This is a genomic window from Streptomyces sp. NPDC090108 (assembly GCF_044747185.1).
GTDB lineage: Bacteria > Actinomycetota > Actinomycetes > Streptomycetales > Streptomycetaceae > Streptomyces.
The window spans coordinates 342,101-359,256 of sequence record NZ_JBIVDQ010000007.1 but is presented as its reverse complement, the minus strand read 5'-3'; the positions used below and the strand labels follow the sequence as shown (position 1 = coordinate 359,256).

Genomic DNA, 17,156 nt, shown 5'->3' with positions numbered 1-17,156 from the left:
CCTTCGCTAGTCCGCGCCCATTCTGCCCCGCTCACCCTCACCGGACTCCGCCGCCCTCACCGGCTCCTCCCCGGCCCGCGCCAACGGCAGGGGATACGGCGGGGGAGTCCCCCCGAACTCCGGACAACGCGCCTGGTGATCGCACCAGCCGCACAGCTTCGTCGGCCGCGGCCGCCAGTCACCGGACTCCGTCGCCTCCCGGATCGCCGCCCACAGCGCCAGCAGCTTGCGCTCCACCCGCTCCAGATCGGCGACCACCGGGTCGTACGTCAGCACATCCCCACTGCCCAGGTACACCAGCTGGAGCCGCCGCGGAATCACGTTCTTCAGCCGCCACACCACCAGCGCGTAGAACTTCATCTGGAACAGCGCGCCCTCGGCGTACTCCGCGCGGGGCGCCTTGCCCGTCTTGTAGTCGACGATCCGCACCTCACCCGTCGGCGCCACGTCCACCCGGTCGATGATCCCGCGCAGCCGCAGCCCCGACTCCAGCTCCGTCTCCACGAACAGCTCCCGCTCGGCAGGCTCCAGCCGCGTGGGATCCTCCAGCGTGAACCAGCGCTCCACGAGCCGCTCCGCCTCACCGAGCCAGCGCGCCAGCCGCTCGCCCTCGGCGTCGTCCGCGAACAGCTCCGTGACCTCCGGCCTGCTCTCCCGCAGCCGGTCCCACTGCCCGGGGATCAGCGCCTTCGCCCGCGGAGCCGTCCGCTCCGACGCCGGCGCGTCGAACAGCCGCTCCAGCACCGCGTGCACCAGCGTGCCCCGCGTCGCCGCCTCGCTCGGCTTCTCCGGCAGCCGGTCGATCACCCGGAACCGGTACAGCAGCGGACACTGCATGAAGTCGCTCGCCCGCGACGGGGACAGCGAAGCCGGCGCCACGACGGCACGCGCGGCCACCACCGGCTCCCGCGCCCCCTCGCCCGTACCGGCCGTTCCCGAATCCTCGCTGCTGCTGTCCATTCCACAGACCATACGGCCCACCACCGACAGTCACCCACCCCCCGACCGCCCGACCGCGCACCCGTACGGCGAACACAGGGGGTGCCCGGGGCGGAACACGGCACCCGGGCCGCATACCATCGACCCGAGACCCTTCCGCCCGGCAGGAGCGGAAGACGCTTCGAACGAGGGGACACCGTGGACGTGAGCGGCGGGAGCGGGCAGCCGCGGTCCGGCAACGACGAGCCGGCCCAGCACCCCGCGACTCCTACCACCCCGGCACCCGAGGAGACCGCACTCCACTCCTCCCGGCGCCCCGGCGAAGAACGCCGGGAGGAGGCCGAGGACCCCGGCGCCACCCCCGGCACCCCGCCCACCGGCCACGACGACACCCCCGTCGAGCCCGCCGCGACGGACGCCGGCGACAACGGCACCCCGCCCGGGCCCGCCGCGTCGGACCGCGGCGAAAGCGGCACCCCGGCCGTCACGGACTCCGGTGACAGCGGCACCCCGGCCGAGCCGGCCGCCACGGACCGCGACAGCCCGGCCGAGCCGGCCGCGACGGACCCCGGCGACCACGGCACCCCCGCCGACGCCCCGGCCCCCGCCACCGGCACCGACGACGGACACCGCACCCTCGCCCACTCCGGCATCGCCAAGGGCGAACCCCCGCGCCCCCGCCCCGAGGAACCCGGAGGCGGCCTCCTCATGGGACGCCTCTTCGGCGTACCCGTCTACGTGGCCCCCAGCTGGTTCCTCGTCGCCGCCCTCATCACCTGGGTCTTCGGCGGCCAGCTCGACCGCGTCCTGCCCGAACTGGGCGCCGCCCGCTACCTCGTCTCCCTCTTCTTCGCCGTCGCCTTCTACGCCTCCGTCCTCGTCCACGAACTCGCCCACACCGTCGCCGCGATCCGCTTCCAGCTCCCCGTCCGCCGCATCCAGCTCCAGTTCTTCGGCGGCGTCTCCGAGATCGAGAAGGAAGCCGAGACCCCCGGCCGCGAGTTCGTCCTCGCCTTCGTCGGACCCCTGCTCTCCCTCGTCCTCGCCGGCGTCTTCTACCTCGCGATGAAACCCGTGGAACCCGCCAGCGTCCCCGGCGTCCTGCTCGCCGGCCTGATGATCTCCAACCTCTTCGTCGCCATCTTCAACCTGCTGCCCGGCCTGCCCCTCGACGGCGGCCGCATGCTCCGCGCCGTCGTCTGGAAGATCACCGGCAAGCCCATGAGCGGCACCGTCGCCGCCGCCTGGGTCGGCCGCGCCCTCGCCCTCGCCGTCCTCGTCGGCCTGCCCCTGCTCAACCAGTCCGGCGCCCTCGGCGGCGACGGCGAGGACATCAGCGGCATGGACACCGTCACCGACGCCCTGCTCGCCGCCATCCTCGCCGCCATCATCTGGACCGGCGCCGGCAACAGCCTCCGCATGGCCCGCCTGCGCGAACACCTCCCCGACCTCCGGGCCCGCACCCTCACCCGCCGCGCCGTCCCCGTCCAGACCGACACCCCGCTCTCCGAGGCCCTGCGCCGCGCCAACGCCGCCGGAGCCCGCGCCCTCGTCGTCGTCGACGCCGACGGCAACCCGCTCTCCCTCGTCCGCGAGGCCGCCATCGTCGGCGTACCCGAACACCGCCGCCCCTGGGTCGCCGTCAGCGGCCTCGCCCAGGACCTCACCGACGGCATGCGCGTCTCCGCCGAACTGTCCGGCGAGGAACTCCTCGACACCCTGCGCGCCACCCCGGCCACCGAATACCTCGTCGTCGAGGAGACCGGAGAGATCTACGGCGTCCTCTCCGCCGCCGACGTCGAACGCGCCTTCGTCAAGGCCATGGCCCGCCCCTCCTGAACCCCGCCCCGCCCGGCCCCGCCGCGGGCACCCCGCACCCCCTGGGCCCCGGCGTGGTCGGCACCCTCCCCGGGTGCCGGTAGGCTGGTCACATGTCCGAACCGACCGGTGCCGCCCGCAGGCGCGGGCCCTTCAAGGTCGGGGACCAGGTTCAGCTGACCGACCCCAAGGGCCGCCACTACACGTTCACGCTCGAGGCCGGGAAGAACTTCCACACCCACAAGGGTTCCTTCCCGCACGACGAACTGATCGGTGCTCCCGAGGGCAGCGTTGTCCGCACCACCGGCAACGTGGCCTACCTCGCGCTGCGCCCCCTGCTCCCCGACTACGTCCTGTCCATGCCCCGAGGGGCAGCCGTCGTCTACCCGAAGGACGCGGGGCAGATCCTCGCCTTCGCCGACATCTTCCCCGGCGCCCGCGTCGTCGAGGCCGGCGTCGGCTCCGGCTCGCTCAGCAGCTTCCTGCTGCGCGCCATCGGCGACCAGGGCATGCTGCACTCCTACGAGCGCCGCGAGGACTTCGCCGAGATCGCCAAGCAGAACGTGGAGCGCTACTTCGGCGGAGAACACCCCGCCTGGCAGCTCACCGTCGGCGACCTCCAGGACAACCTGTCCGACACCGACGTCGACCGCGTCATCCTCGACATGCTCGCCCCCTGGGAGTGCCTGGAGGCCGTCTCCAAGGCCCTCGTCCCCGGCGGCATCCTGTGCTGCTACGTGGCGACCACCACCCAGCTCGCCCGGACCGTCGAGTCCATCCGGGAGATCGGCTGCTTCAACGAGCCGACCGCCTGGGAGAGCATGATCCGCAACTGGCACATCGAGGGTCTGGCCGTCCGCCCCGACCACCGCATGATCGGCCACACCGGCTTCCTGCTCACCGCCCGTCGCCTCGCCGACGGCGTCGAGCCGCCCATGCGCCGCCGCCGCCCCGCCAAGGGCGCCTACGGCGAGGACTACGCCGGCCCCAACGCCGAAGGCGGTGCCGCGGGCCGCTGACCCGCCCACCCGGCACAACACACGAGCGCCGTGGCCGAGTTCCCCACCTCCACCGGGAACTCCGCCACGGCGCTCACACGTTGACGCCTCCGGCGCGGTGCTCGACGCCCCGCTCCCAGGGCCCCGGACGGCCGTGCGCCCACCCGGACCCCTCAGCGCACTCCGGCACCCCCGGCCGCCCTCCCGGACGCCCGTACCCCGAGTCGCCGCCACGGGCGGCCCGGCGTTTCCGGCGACCCGGTGGCGGCCCCGTGTCCCGAGCCGTCGCCGGAGCGATCCGGCACTCCTGACCGCCCGCCGGACGGCCCCGCGCCCGCGACCGTCGACTCGGGGGAGGCCGGGCCGGCAGCCCATGGTGGCCGCCGGTTCGACAGCATCGGCCCGCTCCCCGCGGCCGCCACCGGCCGAGGCCCCCGCCGCGAAGGCTCGCCCGGGGGAACGCGCGTGCCCCCGCCTGCGGAAATCCGTGCCGACCCCGCCGTTCCCCCGAAACGTGACGTGTGGCACCATGCAGGCCACCCCCTCACCGGCACAGCCCTCACAGGAGACACTCCTCGTGCAGCAATCCGCCGTACCGGAGCTCGCCCACGCGCACACCCGGCCCATCCACTGGGTCGGCACCGCGACCGCCGTCGCGGGCGTGATAGCCCTGACCTCCGTCATACAGCCCGGGTCGGCCACGGCCGCCCAGCCGGCCACCGGCACGGGCACCGCCACCGGGGCCCGGCCCGCCCCCGCCGACACCACGCCCCCGAGCACCGACGGAGTGGCCTTCCCGCTCCAGTGCGGGCCCGTCAAGGCGGTGGTGGTGAAGAAGGCCACCGGCGACCTGGACGGCGACCACCGGCCGGAGACCGTCGCCGTCGTCCACTGCGACGCCCCCATGGGCACCCCGCCCGACGCCGTCTACGTGCTCACCCGCGCCGCCGGCGACGGCAGGGCCCGCCTGGTCGCCACCCTCGTCGACACCAAGGACAGGCTCACCGTCACCGACTTCGCCGTGGCCGGAGGAGCCGTCACCGCGACCCTGCTCGGCTACTCGACCACCGACGTACCCCGTTGCTGCCCCGACGTGAAGACGCCCGCCAAGTGGCAGTGGAACGGCCGCGCGTTCCTCCGCTCCACCCCCGCCCCGTCCCACAGCGTCTGACCCGCCCGGCGCCCGCCCCGGGTCCGCCCTGGACCAGGGCCGCCCCGGACCCGCCGGACCCACGCGCGCGCCCGCGCCCGAAAGCCGGAACGCCCACGCCCGCCTGTCGGCGAACGTGGGCGTTCGGGGTTTCTGCCGGGACTCAGTCCGCCTCCGGACCGTACACCTCGACCTTGTCCGAAACCCGGCGCACATGGATGCAGTCGCCCGGACACTCCCGCGCCGAGTCCACCACGTCCGTCAGAAGCGGCAACGGCACCGGAGTGCTCGCCCCCGCGTCCTGGAGCAGTTCGTCGTCCGCGCCCTTCACATAGGCCAGCCCGTCGATGTCCAGCTCGAACACCTCCGGCGCGTACTGGACGCAGATCCCGTCACCGGTACACAGGTCCTGGTCGATCCAGACCTCCAGCGCCTCGCTGTCCGGGGCCTCCTGCTGCACGCTCATCTCTCCTGCCGTCGGTTCGCCGGGCGGGCCGTCCGGCAGGCGCGAGCCAGCCGGGTCCGCACCAGCGGCTGTTGGACACCACCGACCCTACCTCCGCCCGCTTTCCCCTCGTGTGCGGCAGGGTGGGAGGGTTTCCTCCCACGACCCCTCGGGTACAGGCGGCACACCGGGGAAGGGAGCCCCGGACCCCGCGGCGCACATTTCAGGCCGCCCTCACGGTGACATCCACCGCCCCCGCCGTCGCTCTACGTGATGATCGTACGAGCGGCCTCCCGCATGCCCGGGAACCGGCCGACCGCCCCGGAGCAGACAACTCCGGCCACTCCTGAAGGGTCTTGACTCCTCCCGACCCGGAACAAGCCGCTTCCGAATCACGTTGAGTGGGTATCCCCTCCGTGCGAGAGGGAGCACACCGGGTGACCGACGACACACCTTGACAGTCTTTGTGATCTAGGGGTTTCAATCGACACCCACCCAGGTAGGGTCTGGAAGCGTCCAGCTCCCCTTGGAGGAGGTGAGGACCGTGGCAGCCCACGACGACGACATGAACCGCGGCATCCGCCCGGGACGAGGGTCCGACGACCCGGCCGGGCAGATCGCCTACCTTGAGCAGGAGATCGCCGTCCTGCGACGCAAGCTCGCCGACTCTCCGCGGCACACGAGGATTCTCGAGGAGCGGATCGTCGAGCTGCAGACCAATCTGGCCGGCGTCTCCGCACAGAACGAACGACTGGCCAACACCCTCCGCGAGGCCCGCGACCAGATCGTGGCCCTCAAGGAAGAGGTGGACCGCCTCGCCCAGCCGCCCGCCGGCTTCGGCGTCTTCCTGCAGGCCAACGAGGACGGCACCGCCGACATCTTCACCGGCGGCCGCAAGCTCCGCGTCAACGTCAGCCCCAGCGTCGAACTCGACGACCTCCGGCGCGGCCAGGAGGTCATGCTCAACGAGGCGCTCAACGTGGTCGACGCCATGGAATACGAGAGCGTCGGCGACATCGTCACCCTCAAGGAGATCCTCGAGGACGGCGAACGAGCCCTCGTCCTCGGACACACCGACGAAGAACGGGTGGTACGGCTCGCCGAGCCACTGCTGGACGTCACCATCCGCCCCGGCGACGCGCTCCTCCTCGAACCCCGCTCCGGCTACGTCTACGAAGTCGTGCCCAAGAGCGAGGTCGAAGAGCTCGTCCTCGAAGAAGTCCCCGACATCGGCTACGAGCAGATCGGCGGCCTCGGCAACCAGATCGAGGCCATCCGCGACGCCGTCGAGCTCCCCTACCTCTACCCGGACCTGTTCAAGGAGCACGAGCTGCGCCCGCCCAAGGGCGTCCTCCTCTACGGACCCCCCGGATGCGGCAAGACGCTCATCGCCAAGGCCGTCGCCAACTCCCTGGCCAAGAAGGTCGCGGAGGTCTCCGGCCAGGCCGCCGGCAAGAGCTTCTTCCTCAACATCAAGGGCCCCGAACTCCTCAACAAGTACGTCGGCGAGACCGAGCGGCAGATCCGCCTCGTCTTCCAGCGTGCCCGGGAGAAGGCCAGCGAGGGCACCCCCGTCATCGTCTTCTTCGACGAGATGGAATCCCTCTTCCGCACCCGCGGATCCGGCGTCAGCTCGGACGTGGAGAACACCATCGTCCCCCAGCTCCTCGCCGAGATCGACGGTGTGGAAGGCCTCCAGAACGTCGTGGTCATCGGCGCCTCCAACCGCGAGGACATGATCGACCCCGCCATCCTGCGCCCCGGCCGCCTCGACGTGAAGATCAAGATCGAGCGCCCGGACGCCGAGGCCGCCAAGGACATCTTCGGCAAGTACCTCACCGAACGCCTCCCGCTCCACTCCGACGACCTCGGAGAACACGGCGGCGACCGGGCGACCACGGTCCAGAGCATGATCCAGACCGCGGTCGAGCACATGTACGCCGAATCCGAGGACAACCGCTTCCTGGAAGTCACCTACGCCAATGGCGACAAGGAAGTCCTTTACTTCAAGGACTTCAATTCCGGCGCCATGATCGAGAACATCGTGGGCCGCGCCAAGAAAATGGCGATCAAGGACTTCCTGGAGAAGAGCCAGAAGGGCCTCCGCGTCTCCCACCTCCTCCAGGCCTGCGTGGACGAGTTCAAGGAGAACGAGGACCTCCCCAACACCACCAACCCGGACGACTGGGCCCGGATCTCCGGAAAGAAGGGCGAGCGGATCGTCTACATCCGCACCCTCATCACCGGAAAGCAGGGCGCCGACACCGGACGCTCCATCGACACGGTGGCGAATACCGGCCAGTACCTGTAAACACAGGACGGCTGCGGGTGGCCCCGGCGGGCCCCCGCAGCCGCCTGCTTTTCCGGACAGGCCGCGACAGGCAATGACGCAAATGATCTCCCCACCGGCGCAAAGGCGTTCTAGGCTCTTTCCTACCGCCGAGTCGCGCAGTGCGGGGACGGGCACCGCACACGCACCGGAGCGCCAGCGGTAGTGAGCGGCACCCACGACCGAGGGCGCCGCCGGGCAAGGAGGGCCGCATGACCGTACGGCGAGTAATGGGCATCGAGACGGAGTACGGCATCTCCGTCCCCGGCCACCCCAACGCCAATGCCATGCTCACCTCGTCCCAGATCGTCAACGCCTACGCGGCGGCGATGCACCGGGCCCGCCGGGCCCGCTGGGACTTCGAGGAGGAGAACCCGCTCCGGGACGCCCGGGGCTTCGACCTCGCCCGGGAGGCCGCCGACTCCAGCCAGCTCACCGACGAGGACATCGGCCTCGCCAACGTCATCCTCACCAACGGCGCCCGCCTCTACGTCGACCACGCCCACCCCGAATACAGCGCCCCCGAAGTCACCAACCCGCGCGACGCCGTCCTCTGGGACAAGGCCGGCGAACGCATCATGGCCGAGGCCGCCGAACGGGCCGCCCAGCTCCCCGGCGCCCAGCCCATCCACCTCTACAAGAACAACACCGACAACAAGGGCGCCTCCTACGGCACGCACGAGAACTACCTGATGAAGCGGGAAACCCCCTTCTCCGACATCGTGCGCCACCTCACGCCCTTCTTCGTCTCCCGCCAGGTCTTCGCCGGCGCCGGCCGCGTCGGCATCGGCCAGGACGGCCACGAACACGGCTTCCAGCTCAGCCAGCGCGCCGACTACTTCGAGGTCGAGGTCGGACTGGAGACCACCCTCAAGCGCCCCATCATCAACACCCGCGACGAACCCCACGCCGACGCCGAGAAGTACCGCCGCCTGCACGTCATCATCGGCGACGCCAACCTCTCGGAGATCTCCACCTACCTCAAACTGGGCACGACCGCGCTGGTCCTGTCCATGATCGAGGACGGCTTCATCGCCGTGGACCTCGCCGTCGACCAGCCCGTACGCACCCTCCACCAGGTCTCCCACGACCCCTCCCTGAAGCGTCTGGTCACCCTCCGCAGCGGCCGGACACTCACCGCCGTCCAGCTTCAGATGGAGTACTTCGAGCTGTCCCGCAAGTACGTCGAGGAGCGCTACGGCGTCGACGCCGACGACCAGACCAAGGACGTCCTCTCCCGCTGGGAGGACACCCTCAACCGGCTCGAGAACGACCCCATGAGCCTCGCCGGCGAACTGGACTGGGTCGCCAAGCGGGAACTGATGGAGGGCTACCGCCGCCGCGACGGCCTCGACTGGGACGCCGCCCGGCTGCACCTCGTCGACCTCCAGTACGCCGACGTGCGCCCCGAGAAGGGCCTCTACAACCGTCTGGCGGCCCGCGGCCGCATGAAGCGCCTGCTGGACGAGTCCGAGGTCGACAGGGCGCGCACCAAGCCCCCGGAGGACACCCGCGCCTACTTCCGCGGACGCTGCCTGGAGCAGTACGCGGACGACGTGGCCGCGGCCTCCTGGGACTCGGTCATCTTCGACCTCCCGGGCCGGGACTCGCTCCAGCGCGTCCCAACCCTGGAACCGCTACGCGGAACGCGAAATCACGTCAAGGAGCTGCTGGACCGCTGCCGCACGGCAGAAGACCTGGTCAAGGTCCTGTCCGGCGGCTGAGCGGGGCCGGGGGCGCTCGCGGCCGGCCGGGCGGGCAGGGTGGAAATCCGCCCGTCCGGGAATCATCGAGATGGCCCCCGTACGTTCTCGGAACTGCGGGGCCGATGTCGGGCCCGGCTTGTAGGGTCTGATCATCACCGAACGGCAGGAATGCCGACCCGTCGACCATGTCGGGCGAACTGAGCGGGGTGAGGTTATGGCGACCAAGGACACCGACGGCGGCCAGCAGAAGGCCACGCGTTCCACGGAAGAGGTCGAGGAGCAGGCGCAGGACGCCCAGGCTTCCGAGGACCTCAAGGAGCGCCACGAGAAGCTGAGCGACGACGTGGACTCCGTCCTGGACGAAATCGATGATGTGCTCGAGGAGAACGCCGAGGACTTCGTGCGCGGATTCGTTCAGAAGGGCGGGCAGTGAGCCCGGTTCTCCTTCGAATCTAAGGCGGCGGGGTGGGGTTGGCAGGACCTGAAGGTGCGAAGCGCTGCTCGCGGTGCAGGCGGGAGAAGCCGCGAGCGGCCTTCGCGAGCGACAGGCCATGCGTGCCGGGCCGCAGGCGTACTGCCGGGAACGCGCGGCGGGACACGACCGCCTCGGACGGTCCGGCCACCCGCTGCGAGGAATGCCGTGCCGTGTGCGGCCGGCAGGACCGTCTCCGTCGCCGGTACGGCATCACCGAGGCCGAGCGGGACGCGTCGAGGGTCGCCCGGGGCGGTATCCGCCGCACATGTCCGTCCGCTCCTCCCGCGCACGTGGATCACCGCCCTGAGACGGGTAGGGTCCGTGGCGTACTGTGCTTCAGCTGCAACGCCGCTCTGGGGCGGTTCAAAGATCGGCCCGACGTCATCAGGCGGGCTGCCGCATACGTGGAAGGAATCGCGTGGAAGCCAACACTCGTAGCACCGGGCGTCTACCAGCTGCCTTCCTGACGCCAGGGTCCTCTTCGTTCATCGACTTCCTCTCGGAGCACCAGCCCGAGATGCTGCCCGGCAAGCGGCGGCTGCCCGTCGAGGGGACGGTCCAGGCGCCGCACGGCACCACCATCGTCGCGGTCACGTTCCCCGGCGGTGTCGTGCTCGCCGGTGACCGCCGCGCCACCATGGGCAACGTCATCGCGCAGCGGGACATCGAGAAGGTGTTCCCGGCGGACGAGTACTCGGCCGTGGGCATCGCCGGCACCGCCGGTCTCGCCGTGGAGATGGTGAAGCTCTTCCAGCTGGAGCTGGAGCACTTCGAGAAGGTCGAGGGCGCCCAGCTGTCGCTGGAGGGCAAGGCGAACCGCCTCTCGACCATGATCCGTTCCAACCTCGGCATGGCGATGCAGGGGCTGGCCGTGGTGCCGCTGTTCGCGGGGTTCGACGTGGACCGGGACAGGGGCCGCATCTTCTCGTACGACGTGACGGGCGGGCGTTCCGAGGAGCACAACTACGCGGCGACGGGTTCCGGCTCGCTGTTCGCGCGGGGTGCGATGAAGAAGCTGTTCCGTGACGACCTGACCGAGGAGCAGGCCACGACCCTGGTGGTCCAGGCGCTGTACGACGCGGCTGACGACGACTCGGCGACGGGTGGTCCCGATGTCGCCCGCCGGATCTACCCGATCATCACCGTGATCACCGAGGACGGTTTCCGCCGGCTGACCGAGGACGAGGCGTCCGAGATCTCCCGTGCGGTGCTCCAGCGGCGTCTGGAGGAGCCGGACGGCCCGCGGGCCGCTCTGCTCTGAGCGCGGCCGCGGTTCTTCCGGAGGTGATCCAGTGACCATGACAGAAAGGGACGGATAACCGGTGTCGACGCCGTTCTATGTCTCCCCCCAGCAGGCGATGGCCGACCGGGCGGAGTACGCCCGCAAGGGCATCGCGCGTGGCCGCAGCCTGGTGGTCATGCAGTACGCCGACGGCATCGTGTTCGTCGGTGAGAACCCGTCCCGTGCGCTGCACAAGTTCAGCGAGATCTACGACCGGATCGGTTTCGCGGCCGCCGGCAAGTACAACGAGTACGAGAATCTGCGCATCGGTGGTGTGCGGTACGCGGATCTGCGTGGTTACACCTATGACCGGGACGATGTGACGGCCCGGGGCCTGGCGAACGTGTACGCCCAGACGCTGGGCACGATCTTCTCCTCGGCGGCCGAGAAGCCGTACGAGGTGGAGCTGGTCGTGGCGGAGGTCGGTGAGACTCCGGAGGGTGATCAGATCTACCGGCTGCCGCATGACGGTTCGATCGTGGACGAGCACGGTTCGGTAGCGGTGGGCGGCAACGCGGAGCAGATCAGCACGTTCCTGGATCAGCGCCATCAGGACGGGATGAGTCTGGCGGAGGCGCTGAAGCTCGCGGTGCAGGCGCTGTCGCGCGACACCAACGGCGGTGAGCGGGAGATTCCCGCGGAGCGGCTGGAGGTGGCGGTGCTGGACCGTACGCGTCCGCAGAAGCGCAAGTTCAAGCGGATCGTCGGGCGTCAGCTGTCGCGTCTGCTGGAGGCGGACGGTGCGAGGACGGAGGCGGAGACCGCCGACGAGGAGTGAGTCCTCCCGCTGACGGGACGCCCCGGCCGGTTCTCCGGTCCGGGGCGTTCGTGCTGTCCGGGGTCAGGCGTCGCGTGGGGGCGCTGTGGAGCCGCGGACGACGAGGTGGACGGGGATGTCCCCGCTGTCGGGTTCGCGGCCGTCCAGGACGGCGAGGAGGGCGCGCATGCCGTGTTCGCCGAAGAGTTCGGCATCCAGGCGGACGGTGGTGAGTTCCGGGTCGATGGCGGTGCCGAGGGCGAGGTCGTCGAGGCCGGTGACGGAGATGTCGTCGGGGACGCGGAGGCCGAGGCGGCGGAGAGCCTTGTAGGCGCCGGCGGCGAGTTTGTCGTCGTCGCAGACGATGGCGGTGGGATGCGGGCCGGGGGCGGTGAGGGCGGTCTCGACGGCGGCGCGGGCTCCGTCGATGCTGATGGGCGCGGTGGTGGTGGTGATCTCGGTGCCGGGGACGGTCGCGAGGCGGGCGGCGAGTTCCCGGGCGCGGACGCGGAAGGTCCAGGAGGGGACGTCGGCGGCGAGGTGCAGGACGCGGCGGTGGCCGAGGCCGAGGAGGTGTTCGGCGACCTGGCGGACGCCGTCGGCGATGTCGAGGTTGACGGTGGCGGCGCCGAGGCTGCCGGCGGGGTCGCTGTCGAGCATGACGAGGGGGAGCTGGTCACCGAGGATGTCGCTGAGGGCGTCGGCGGCCATGGAGGAGGCGATGACGCCGTCGAGGGCGGCCTGTGCGGAGGCGAAGGGGTCGCGGGCGGGGCCGACTCCCTGGGGGGAGGGGTAGAGGACGACGCCGAAGCCGTGCTGGGCGGCGACGCGGGCGGCTCCGGTGTAGACGCCGGCGAAGAACTCGGTGGTGAGGGCCGGTACGACGAGGAGGACGGTGCGGGTGCGGCCGAGGCGCAGGTTGCGGGCGGCGAGGTTGGGGCGGTAGCCGAGTTCCTGTGCGGCCTGCCGTACGCGTTCGGCGGTGGGTTCGGAGACGCGGCCGCGCCATTTTCCGCCCAGGACGAGGGAGACGGCCGCTTGTGAGACTCCGGCCGCCTGGGCGACGTCACGGCTTGTCGGGCGCGTGCTGCTGCGTGCCACCGTGGGCGTGCTCCTCATGTTTCCGGGTTACGATGGGTGATTCTGTCGGGTTTTAGTTTTTTCTTCGGCCTGGTGGGTTCCGTGCCGGTCCGTGCGGATTCACGGGATTCGAGTCGACTCGCATCGATTCGTGTCGGCCGGGGTGGATCTCACCGTTTCCGGCCGTCCGTGCCCGGCGTCCGCGTGCCTGGTGGCTGCTTCCGTTCGTCTGGACGTGTGAACAGCGCACATGGTACGTATGGAAAAAGAAGTTATACGTAACACTTCGGAGCGTCGAGGCGATCCGGAGCGGCCGCTGGAAGGCAGGACATGGCCACGGGGTATCTGGAGATCCTCAGGGCGCGGCACGCGCTGCGCCTGCTCACCGGCACCCTGGTGGGCCGGCTGCCCAACGCCACCGCGGCGATCGCCATGGTGCTGTTCGTCCGCGCGCAGGGCGGCACCTACAGCCAGGCCGGGCTGCTCGCGGCCGTGTACGGGGTGGCGAACGCGGTGGGCCAGCCGGTCCTCGGCCGGCTGGTGGACCTGTACGGACAGCCGCGTGTGCAGCTGCCCGCGGCGGTGGCGTCGGCCCTGGCCATGACGGCGTTCGCCTTCTGCGGGATCGCCCCGCCGGCCCTCGCGTACGCGGCGGTGGCGGCCGCCGGTCTGTTCACTCCGCCGCTGGAGGGCGGTCTGCGGGCGCTGTGGCCGTCCGTGCTGCGCCGTGAGGAGCAGGTGCACACCGCGTACGCCATGGACGCGGTGGCCCAGGAAGTCATGTTCACGGTGGGCCCGTTGCTGGTGACCCTGTGCGTGTCGCTGTGGTCGGAGCGCGCGGCTCTGCTGGTGCTGAACGCGCTGGGGGTCCTCGGGGCGCTGTCGGTGGTCCTCTCGCCGCCTTCGCGTGCGTGGCGTTCGGCGCCGCGTGAGGCGCACTGGCTGGGCGCGCTGCGTTCGCCGGGGCTGCTGGCGCTGCTGGGCGCCTTCCTGTTCGTGGGGATCGCGATGGGGTCCATCACGGTGGCGTCCGTGCCGTACGCGGACGCGCACGGGGGTGACGCGGTGTACGGCTGGCTGATGGCGGGGCTCGGTCTGGGCGCGCTGGTGGGCGGCACGGTGTACGGGGCGCGGAGCTGGTCGGGGACGCCGGAGCGGCGACTGCGGGTGCTGGTGGCGCTTCTGGCGGTGTGTTATCTGCCGCTGGTGCTGATGCCGGGTGTGGTGGCGATGGTGCTGCTGTCGGCGGTGGCGGGGGTGTTCCTCGCGCCGTGCATCGCGTGTGCCTTCATCATCGTGGACCGGCATGCGCCGAGGGGCACGGTCACAGAGGCGTTCTCGTGGCTGGTGACGACGTTCACGGTGGGCGCTTCGGTGGGGACGGGGCTGGCGGGGCCGGTCGTCCAGTCGGGTGGCGCGCTGTGGGGATTCGCGCTTCCGGTGATGGCGGGAGCGGTGTCTTTGCTGGTCCTGCTGGGCACGGGGCGGGTGCTGGTGGCGCCTGTTCGGGGCGGTGTCGTGGCGGCGTCGACGGAAAATGATCCAAATCGTGCTGTCGAACCCCGTTTCAGCTCGGGGGATCGGGCGTAATGTTCAGTCATGGACCGCCGCATTTTCGGGCTGGAGAACGAGTACGGCGTCACGTGCACGTTCAGGGGACAGCGGCGCCTGTCTCCTGACGAGGTGGCGCGGTACCTCTTCCGCCGTGTCGTGTCATGGGGCCGCAGCAGCAATGTGTTTCTGCGAAACGGCGCCCGGCTCTATCTCGACGTGGGATCACATCCGGAATACGCGACACCCGAGTGTGACAACGTGACCGAACTGGTCACCCACGACAAGGCCGGCGAGCGCATTCTCGAGGGTCTCCTGGTGGACGCGGAACGACGCCTGCACGAGGAGGGAATCGCGGGCGACGTCTACCTTTTCAAGAACAACACCGATTCGGCGGGAAACTCCTACGGCTGCCACGAGAACTATCTGGTGGCGCGGCACGGGGAGTTCTCGCGGCTCGCGGACATCCTGATCCCGTTCCTGGTGACGAGGCAGTTGCTGTGCGGTGCGGGCAAGGTGCTCCAGACCCCGCGCGGCGCGGTGTACTGCGTCAGTCAGCGTGCGGAGCACATCTGGGAGGGCGTCTCGTCGGCGACGACGCGTTCGCGGCCGATCATCAACACGCGTGACGAGCCGCACGCGGACGCCGAGCGCTACCGGCGGCTGCACGTCATCGTGGGCGACTCGAACATGTCCGAGACGACGATGCTGCTCAAGGTCGGCGCGACCGATCTGGTGCTGCGCATGATCGAGGCGGGCACGGTGATGCGTGACCTGACCCTGGAGAACCCGATCCGGGCGATCCGTGAGGTCAGCCATGACATCACGGGCCGGCGCAAGGTGCGGCTGGCCAGTGGCCGGGAGGCCTCGGCGCTGGAGGTGCAGCGGGAGTACTTCGACAAGGCAGTGGACTTCTGCGACCGCCGGGGTATCCGTACGGGCACGGTGGCGCAGGTGCTGGAGCTGTGGGGCCGCACGCTGGACGCGATCGAGACCGAGGAGCTGGACCGGATCGGTACCGAGATCGACTGGGTGATGAAGTACAAGCTCATCGAGCGGTACCGGGCGAAGCACAACATGACGATGTCGCATCCGCGGGTCGCTCAGATAGACCTCGCGTATCACGACATCCACCGGCGGCGGGGTCTGTACTACCTGCTGGAGAAGAAGGGTCAGGCGGCACGGATCTGCAATGACTTGAAGATCTTCGAGGGCAAGTCGGTGCCGCCGCAGACCACTCGGGCGCGGTTGCGCGGTGACTTCATCCGGCGGGCCCAGGAACAGCGCCGAGACTTCACGGTGGACTGGGTCCATCTGAAGCTGAACGACCAGGCGCAGCGGACGGTGTTGTGCAAGGACCCGTTCCGTTCGGTGGACGACCGGGTGGAGAAGCTGATCGCCGGAATGTGAGCGGGGGAGGGTCCGTGCCGGGTTTTCCGGCGCGGACCGGTACGGCCGCGACACGGACGCCGTACGTTTCCCGTACGGCGCCCTGTCCACGTCGTAGAGTTGCGCGCACGTCATTCCACAAGATCGACCGATTACGAGGCATCTCCGTGCGCCGACGCTCATTGCTCCTAGCCGCCGTACCCGCAGGTCTGGTCACGCTCTCCGCGTGCGGTGACGACAAGTCCCCTTCCGGCGAAGCCAGCGCCTCGGCGTCGCCGTCGGCTTCGGCCCCGCCTCCGCCGAAGATCGTGGACGGTCCGCTGCCGGCGATCACGGCGGGGACGAAGTTCGGTGAGAAGCCGGTGGTCGCGAAGGGTTCGGGGGAGCCGTCGAAGGATCTCGCGGTCAGGACGGTGATCGCGGGCAGCGGTCGGGCCGTCGCGGAGAACGACTTCATCCAGGCCAACTACCTGGGGCAGATCTGGAGCTCGGGCAAGGTCTTCGACAACTCGTTCGACCGGCATCGGCCGCTGGTGATGCAGCTCGCCCAGGGCAGCATCATCGACGGCTGGCGGTACGCCCTGACGGGCAAGAAGACCGGCAGCCGGGTCGAGATGGCCGTGCCGCCGCAGTGGGGGTACGGCACGTCGGGCAATCCGCAGGCCGGGATCAAGGGCACCGACACGCTGGTCTTCGTGGTCGACGTGATCGACTCGTTCAACTCGAAAAGTTCCGCGAAGGGCAAGGCCGTACCGCAGACGGACGCGGCGCTGCCGACGGTGGGCGTCAACACGGACGGCGACGTGCCCAAGGTGACCGTGCCGAAGTCGGACCCGCCGAAGCAACTGGTGTCGAACTACGTGCTGGAGGGCGACGGGGCCGCGGTCAAGGCGGACCAGACGATCCTGTGCCAGTTCCAGGGTCTGGTGTGGGACGGGGGCAAGACGTTCCAGCGGACGTACGGCTCGGGGCGGCTCAGCCAGTTCTCGGTGGAGCAGATGCAGCAGGCCGTCAAGGGTCTGGCGCAGGGTGTGACGGGCAAGAAGGTGGGCAGCCGTGTGCTGATCGTCGTCCCGCCGGACCTGGGTTACGGCGACAACCCGCCGAGCGGCGGGGTCATCAAGAAGGGGTCGACGCTGGTGTTCACGGTGGACATCCTGGCGGCGATGTAGGGCTTTCGCGTGATGGCGCGGCCTGTGGCGGGGCGGCGGTGCGCGGGGATGAAAGACTGTCCGTG

The 17,156-nt window shown here is 70.3% G+C and carries 15 protein-coding genes; 12 read left to right on the top strand and 3 right to left on the bottom strand.

The features are described 5' to 3' along the window. Positions 1-6: 6 nt before the first annotated feature. Positions 7-960 carry a RecB family exonuclease gene (locus tag ACIPRD_RS25650; RefSeq protein ID WP_356400107.1) on the bottom strand — a complete coding sequence of 318 codons (954 nt, stop codon included), beginning with the start codon at positions 958-960 and terminating at the stop codon, positions 7-9. 177 nt (positions 961-1,137) lie between these two features. Here ACIPRD_RS25650 and ACIPRD_RS25645 point away from each other — a divergent pair, with 177 nt between their 5' ends. The 3 genes from ACIPRD_RS25645 to ACIPRD_RS25635 all read left to right on the top strand — a co-directional run bounded on the left by ACIPRD_RS25645 (position 1,138) and on the right by ACIPRD_RS25635 (position 4,926). After that, positions 1,138-2,778 carry a site-2 protease family protein gene (locus ACIPRD_RS25645; RefSeq protein ID WP_401566243.1) on the top strand — a complete coding sequence of 547 codons (1,641 nt, stop codon included), beginning with the start codon at positions 1,138-1,140 and terminating at the stop codon, positions 2,776-2,778. 92 nt (positions 2,779-2,870) lie between these two features. Continuing rightward, positions 2,871-3,776 (top strand): tRNA (adenine-N1)-methyltransferase, encoded by a 906-nt coding sequence (locus ACIPRD_RS25640; RefSeq protein ID WP_356400111.1) that lies wholly within the window; start codon positions 2,871-2,873, stop codon positions 3,774-3,776. 556 nt (positions 3,777-4,332) lie between these two features. Next, on the top strand, positions 4,333-4,926 hold the full coding sequence (locus ACIPRD_RS25635) for a hypothetical protein (RefSeq protein WP_356400113.1): 594 nt from the start codon (positions 4,333-4,335) through the stop codon (positions 4,924-4,926). Positions 4,927-5,068: 142 nt separating this feature from the next. Here ACIPRD_RS25635 and ACIPRD_RS25630 read toward each other — a convergent pair whose 3' ends face one another. Next, positions 5,069-5,371: a ferredoxin gene (locus ACIPRD_RS25630; protein WP_356400115.1), complete on the bottom strand. Its 303-nt coding sequence runs from the start codon at positions 5,369-5,371 to the stop codon at positions 5,069-5,071. 523 nt (positions 5,372-5,894) lie between these two features. Here ACIPRD_RS25630 and arc point away from each other — a divergent pair. The 6 genes from arc (at position 5,895) to prcA (ending at position 11,920) form a co-directional block, all read left to right on the top strand. Further along, positions 5,895-7,661 (top strand): proteasome ATPase, encoded by a 1,767-nt coding sequence (arc, locus tag ACIPRD_RS25625; RefSeq protein ID WP_356400117.1) that lies wholly within the window; start codon positions 5,895-5,897, stop codon positions 7,659-7,661. Between the two features lie 230 nt (positions 7,662-7,891). Further along, positions 7,892-9,403, top strand: a complete 1,512-nt coding sequence (gene dop, locus ACIPRD_RS25620; protein WP_356400119.1) for a depupylase/deamidase Dop — start codon at positions 7,892-7,894, stop codon at positions 9,401-9,403. 196 nt (positions 9,404-9,599) lie between these two features. Then, positions 9,600-9,818 (top strand): ubiquitin-like protein Pup, encoded by a 219-nt coding sequence (locus tag ACIPRD_RS25615; protein WP_356400121.1) that lies wholly within the window; start codon positions 9,600-9,602, stop codon positions 9,816-9,818. Positions 9,819-9,850: 32 nt separating this feature from the next. After that, the gene (locus ACIPRD_RS25610; protein WP_401566237.1) at positions 9,851-10,327 is read left to right on the top strand and encodes an endonuclease domain-containing protein; all 477 of its coding nucleotides are present in this window, start codon (positions 9,851-9,853) and stop codon (positions 10,325-10,327) included. Continuing rightward, positions 10,279-11,121: a proteasome subunit beta gene (gene prcB, locus ACIPRD_RS25605; RefSeq protein ID WP_356400125.1), complete on the top strand. Its 843-nt coding sequence runs from the start codon at positions 10,279-10,281 to the stop codon at positions 11,119-11,121. Before ACIPRD_RS25610 ends, prcB begins: the two co-directional genes overlap by 49 nt. Positions 11,122-11,182: 61 nt before the next feature. Further along, the gene (gene prcA, locus ACIPRD_RS25600; protein WP_356400127.1) at positions 11,183-11,920 is read left to right on the top strand and encodes a proteasome subunit alpha; all 738 of its coding nucleotides are present in this window, start codon (positions 11,183-11,185) and stop codon (positions 11,918-11,920) included. A gap of 63 nt (positions 11,921-11,983) precedes the next feature. On the opposite strand, the gene ACIPRD_RS25595 is transcribed toward prcA, so the two are convergent. Then, positions 11,984-13,000 carry a LacI family DNA-binding transcriptional regulator gene (locus tag ACIPRD_RS25595; RefSeq protein WP_401566235.1) on the bottom strand — a complete coding sequence of 339 codons (1,017 nt, stop codon included), beginning with the start codon at positions 12,998-13,000 and terminating at the stop codon, positions 11,984-11,986. Positions 13,001-13,309: 309 nt separating this feature from the next. Between ACIPRD_RS25595 and ACIPRD_RS25590 the strand changes: the two genes are divergently transcribed. The 3 genes from ACIPRD_RS25590 (at position 13,310) to ACIPRD_RS25580 (ending at position 17,091) form a co-directional block, all read left to right on the top strand. Then, complete coding sequence (locus tag ACIPRD_RS25590) at positions 13,310-14,569, top strand: MFS transporter (protein ID WP_401566232.1); 1,260 nt, start codon at positions 13,310-13,312, stop codon at positions 14,567-14,569. 9 nt (positions 14,570-14,578) lie between these two features. Next, positions 14,579-15,940, top strand: coding sequence for a Pup--protein ligase (gene pafA / locus ACIPRD_RS25585; protein ID WP_073899688.1), 1,362 nt, complete (start codon positions 14,579-14,581; stop codon positions 15,938-15,940). A 146-nt stretch (positions 15,941-16,086) separates the two neighbouring features. Continuing rightward, positions 16,087-17,091 (top strand): FKBP-type peptidyl-prolyl cis-trans isomerase, encoded by a 1,005-nt coding sequence (locus ACIPRD_RS25580; protein ID WP_401566229.1) that lies wholly within the window; start codon positions 16,087-16,089, stop codon positions 17,089-17,091. Positions 17,092-17,156 lie beyond the last annotated feature (65 nt).

Excerpts from the sequence above, each read along its gene's own strand:
- ACIPRD_RS25650 (WP_356400107.1), bottom strand. The coding sequence starts at position 960 with ATGGACAGCAGCAGCGAGGATTCGGGAACGGCCGGTACGGGCGAGGGG.
- ACIPRD_RS25640 (WP_356400111.1), top strand. The coding sequence starts at position 2,871 with ATGTCCGAACCGACCGGTGCCGCCCGCAGGCGCGGGCCCTTCAAGGTC.
- ACIPRD_RS25630 (WP_356400115.1), bottom strand. The coding sequence starts at position 5,371 with ATGAGCGTGCAGCAGGAGGCCCCGGACAGCGAGGCGCTGGAGGTCTGG.
- dop (WP_356400119.1), top strand. The coding sequence starts at position 7,892 with ATGACCGTACGGCGAGTAATGGGCATCGAGACGGAGTACGGCATCTCC.
- ACIPRD_RS25615 (WP_356400121.1), top strand. The coding sequence starts at position 9,600 with ATGGCGACCAAGGACACCGACGGCGGCCAGCAGAAGGCCACGCGTTCC.
- ACIPRD_RS25590 (WP_401566232.1), top strand. The coding sequence starts at position 13,310 with ATGGCCACGGGGTATCTGGAGATCCTCAGGGCGCGGCACGCGCTGCGC.
- pafA (WP_073899688.1), top strand. The coding sequence starts at position 14,579 with ATGGACCGCCGCATTTTCGGGCTGGAGAACGAGTACGGCGTCACGTGC.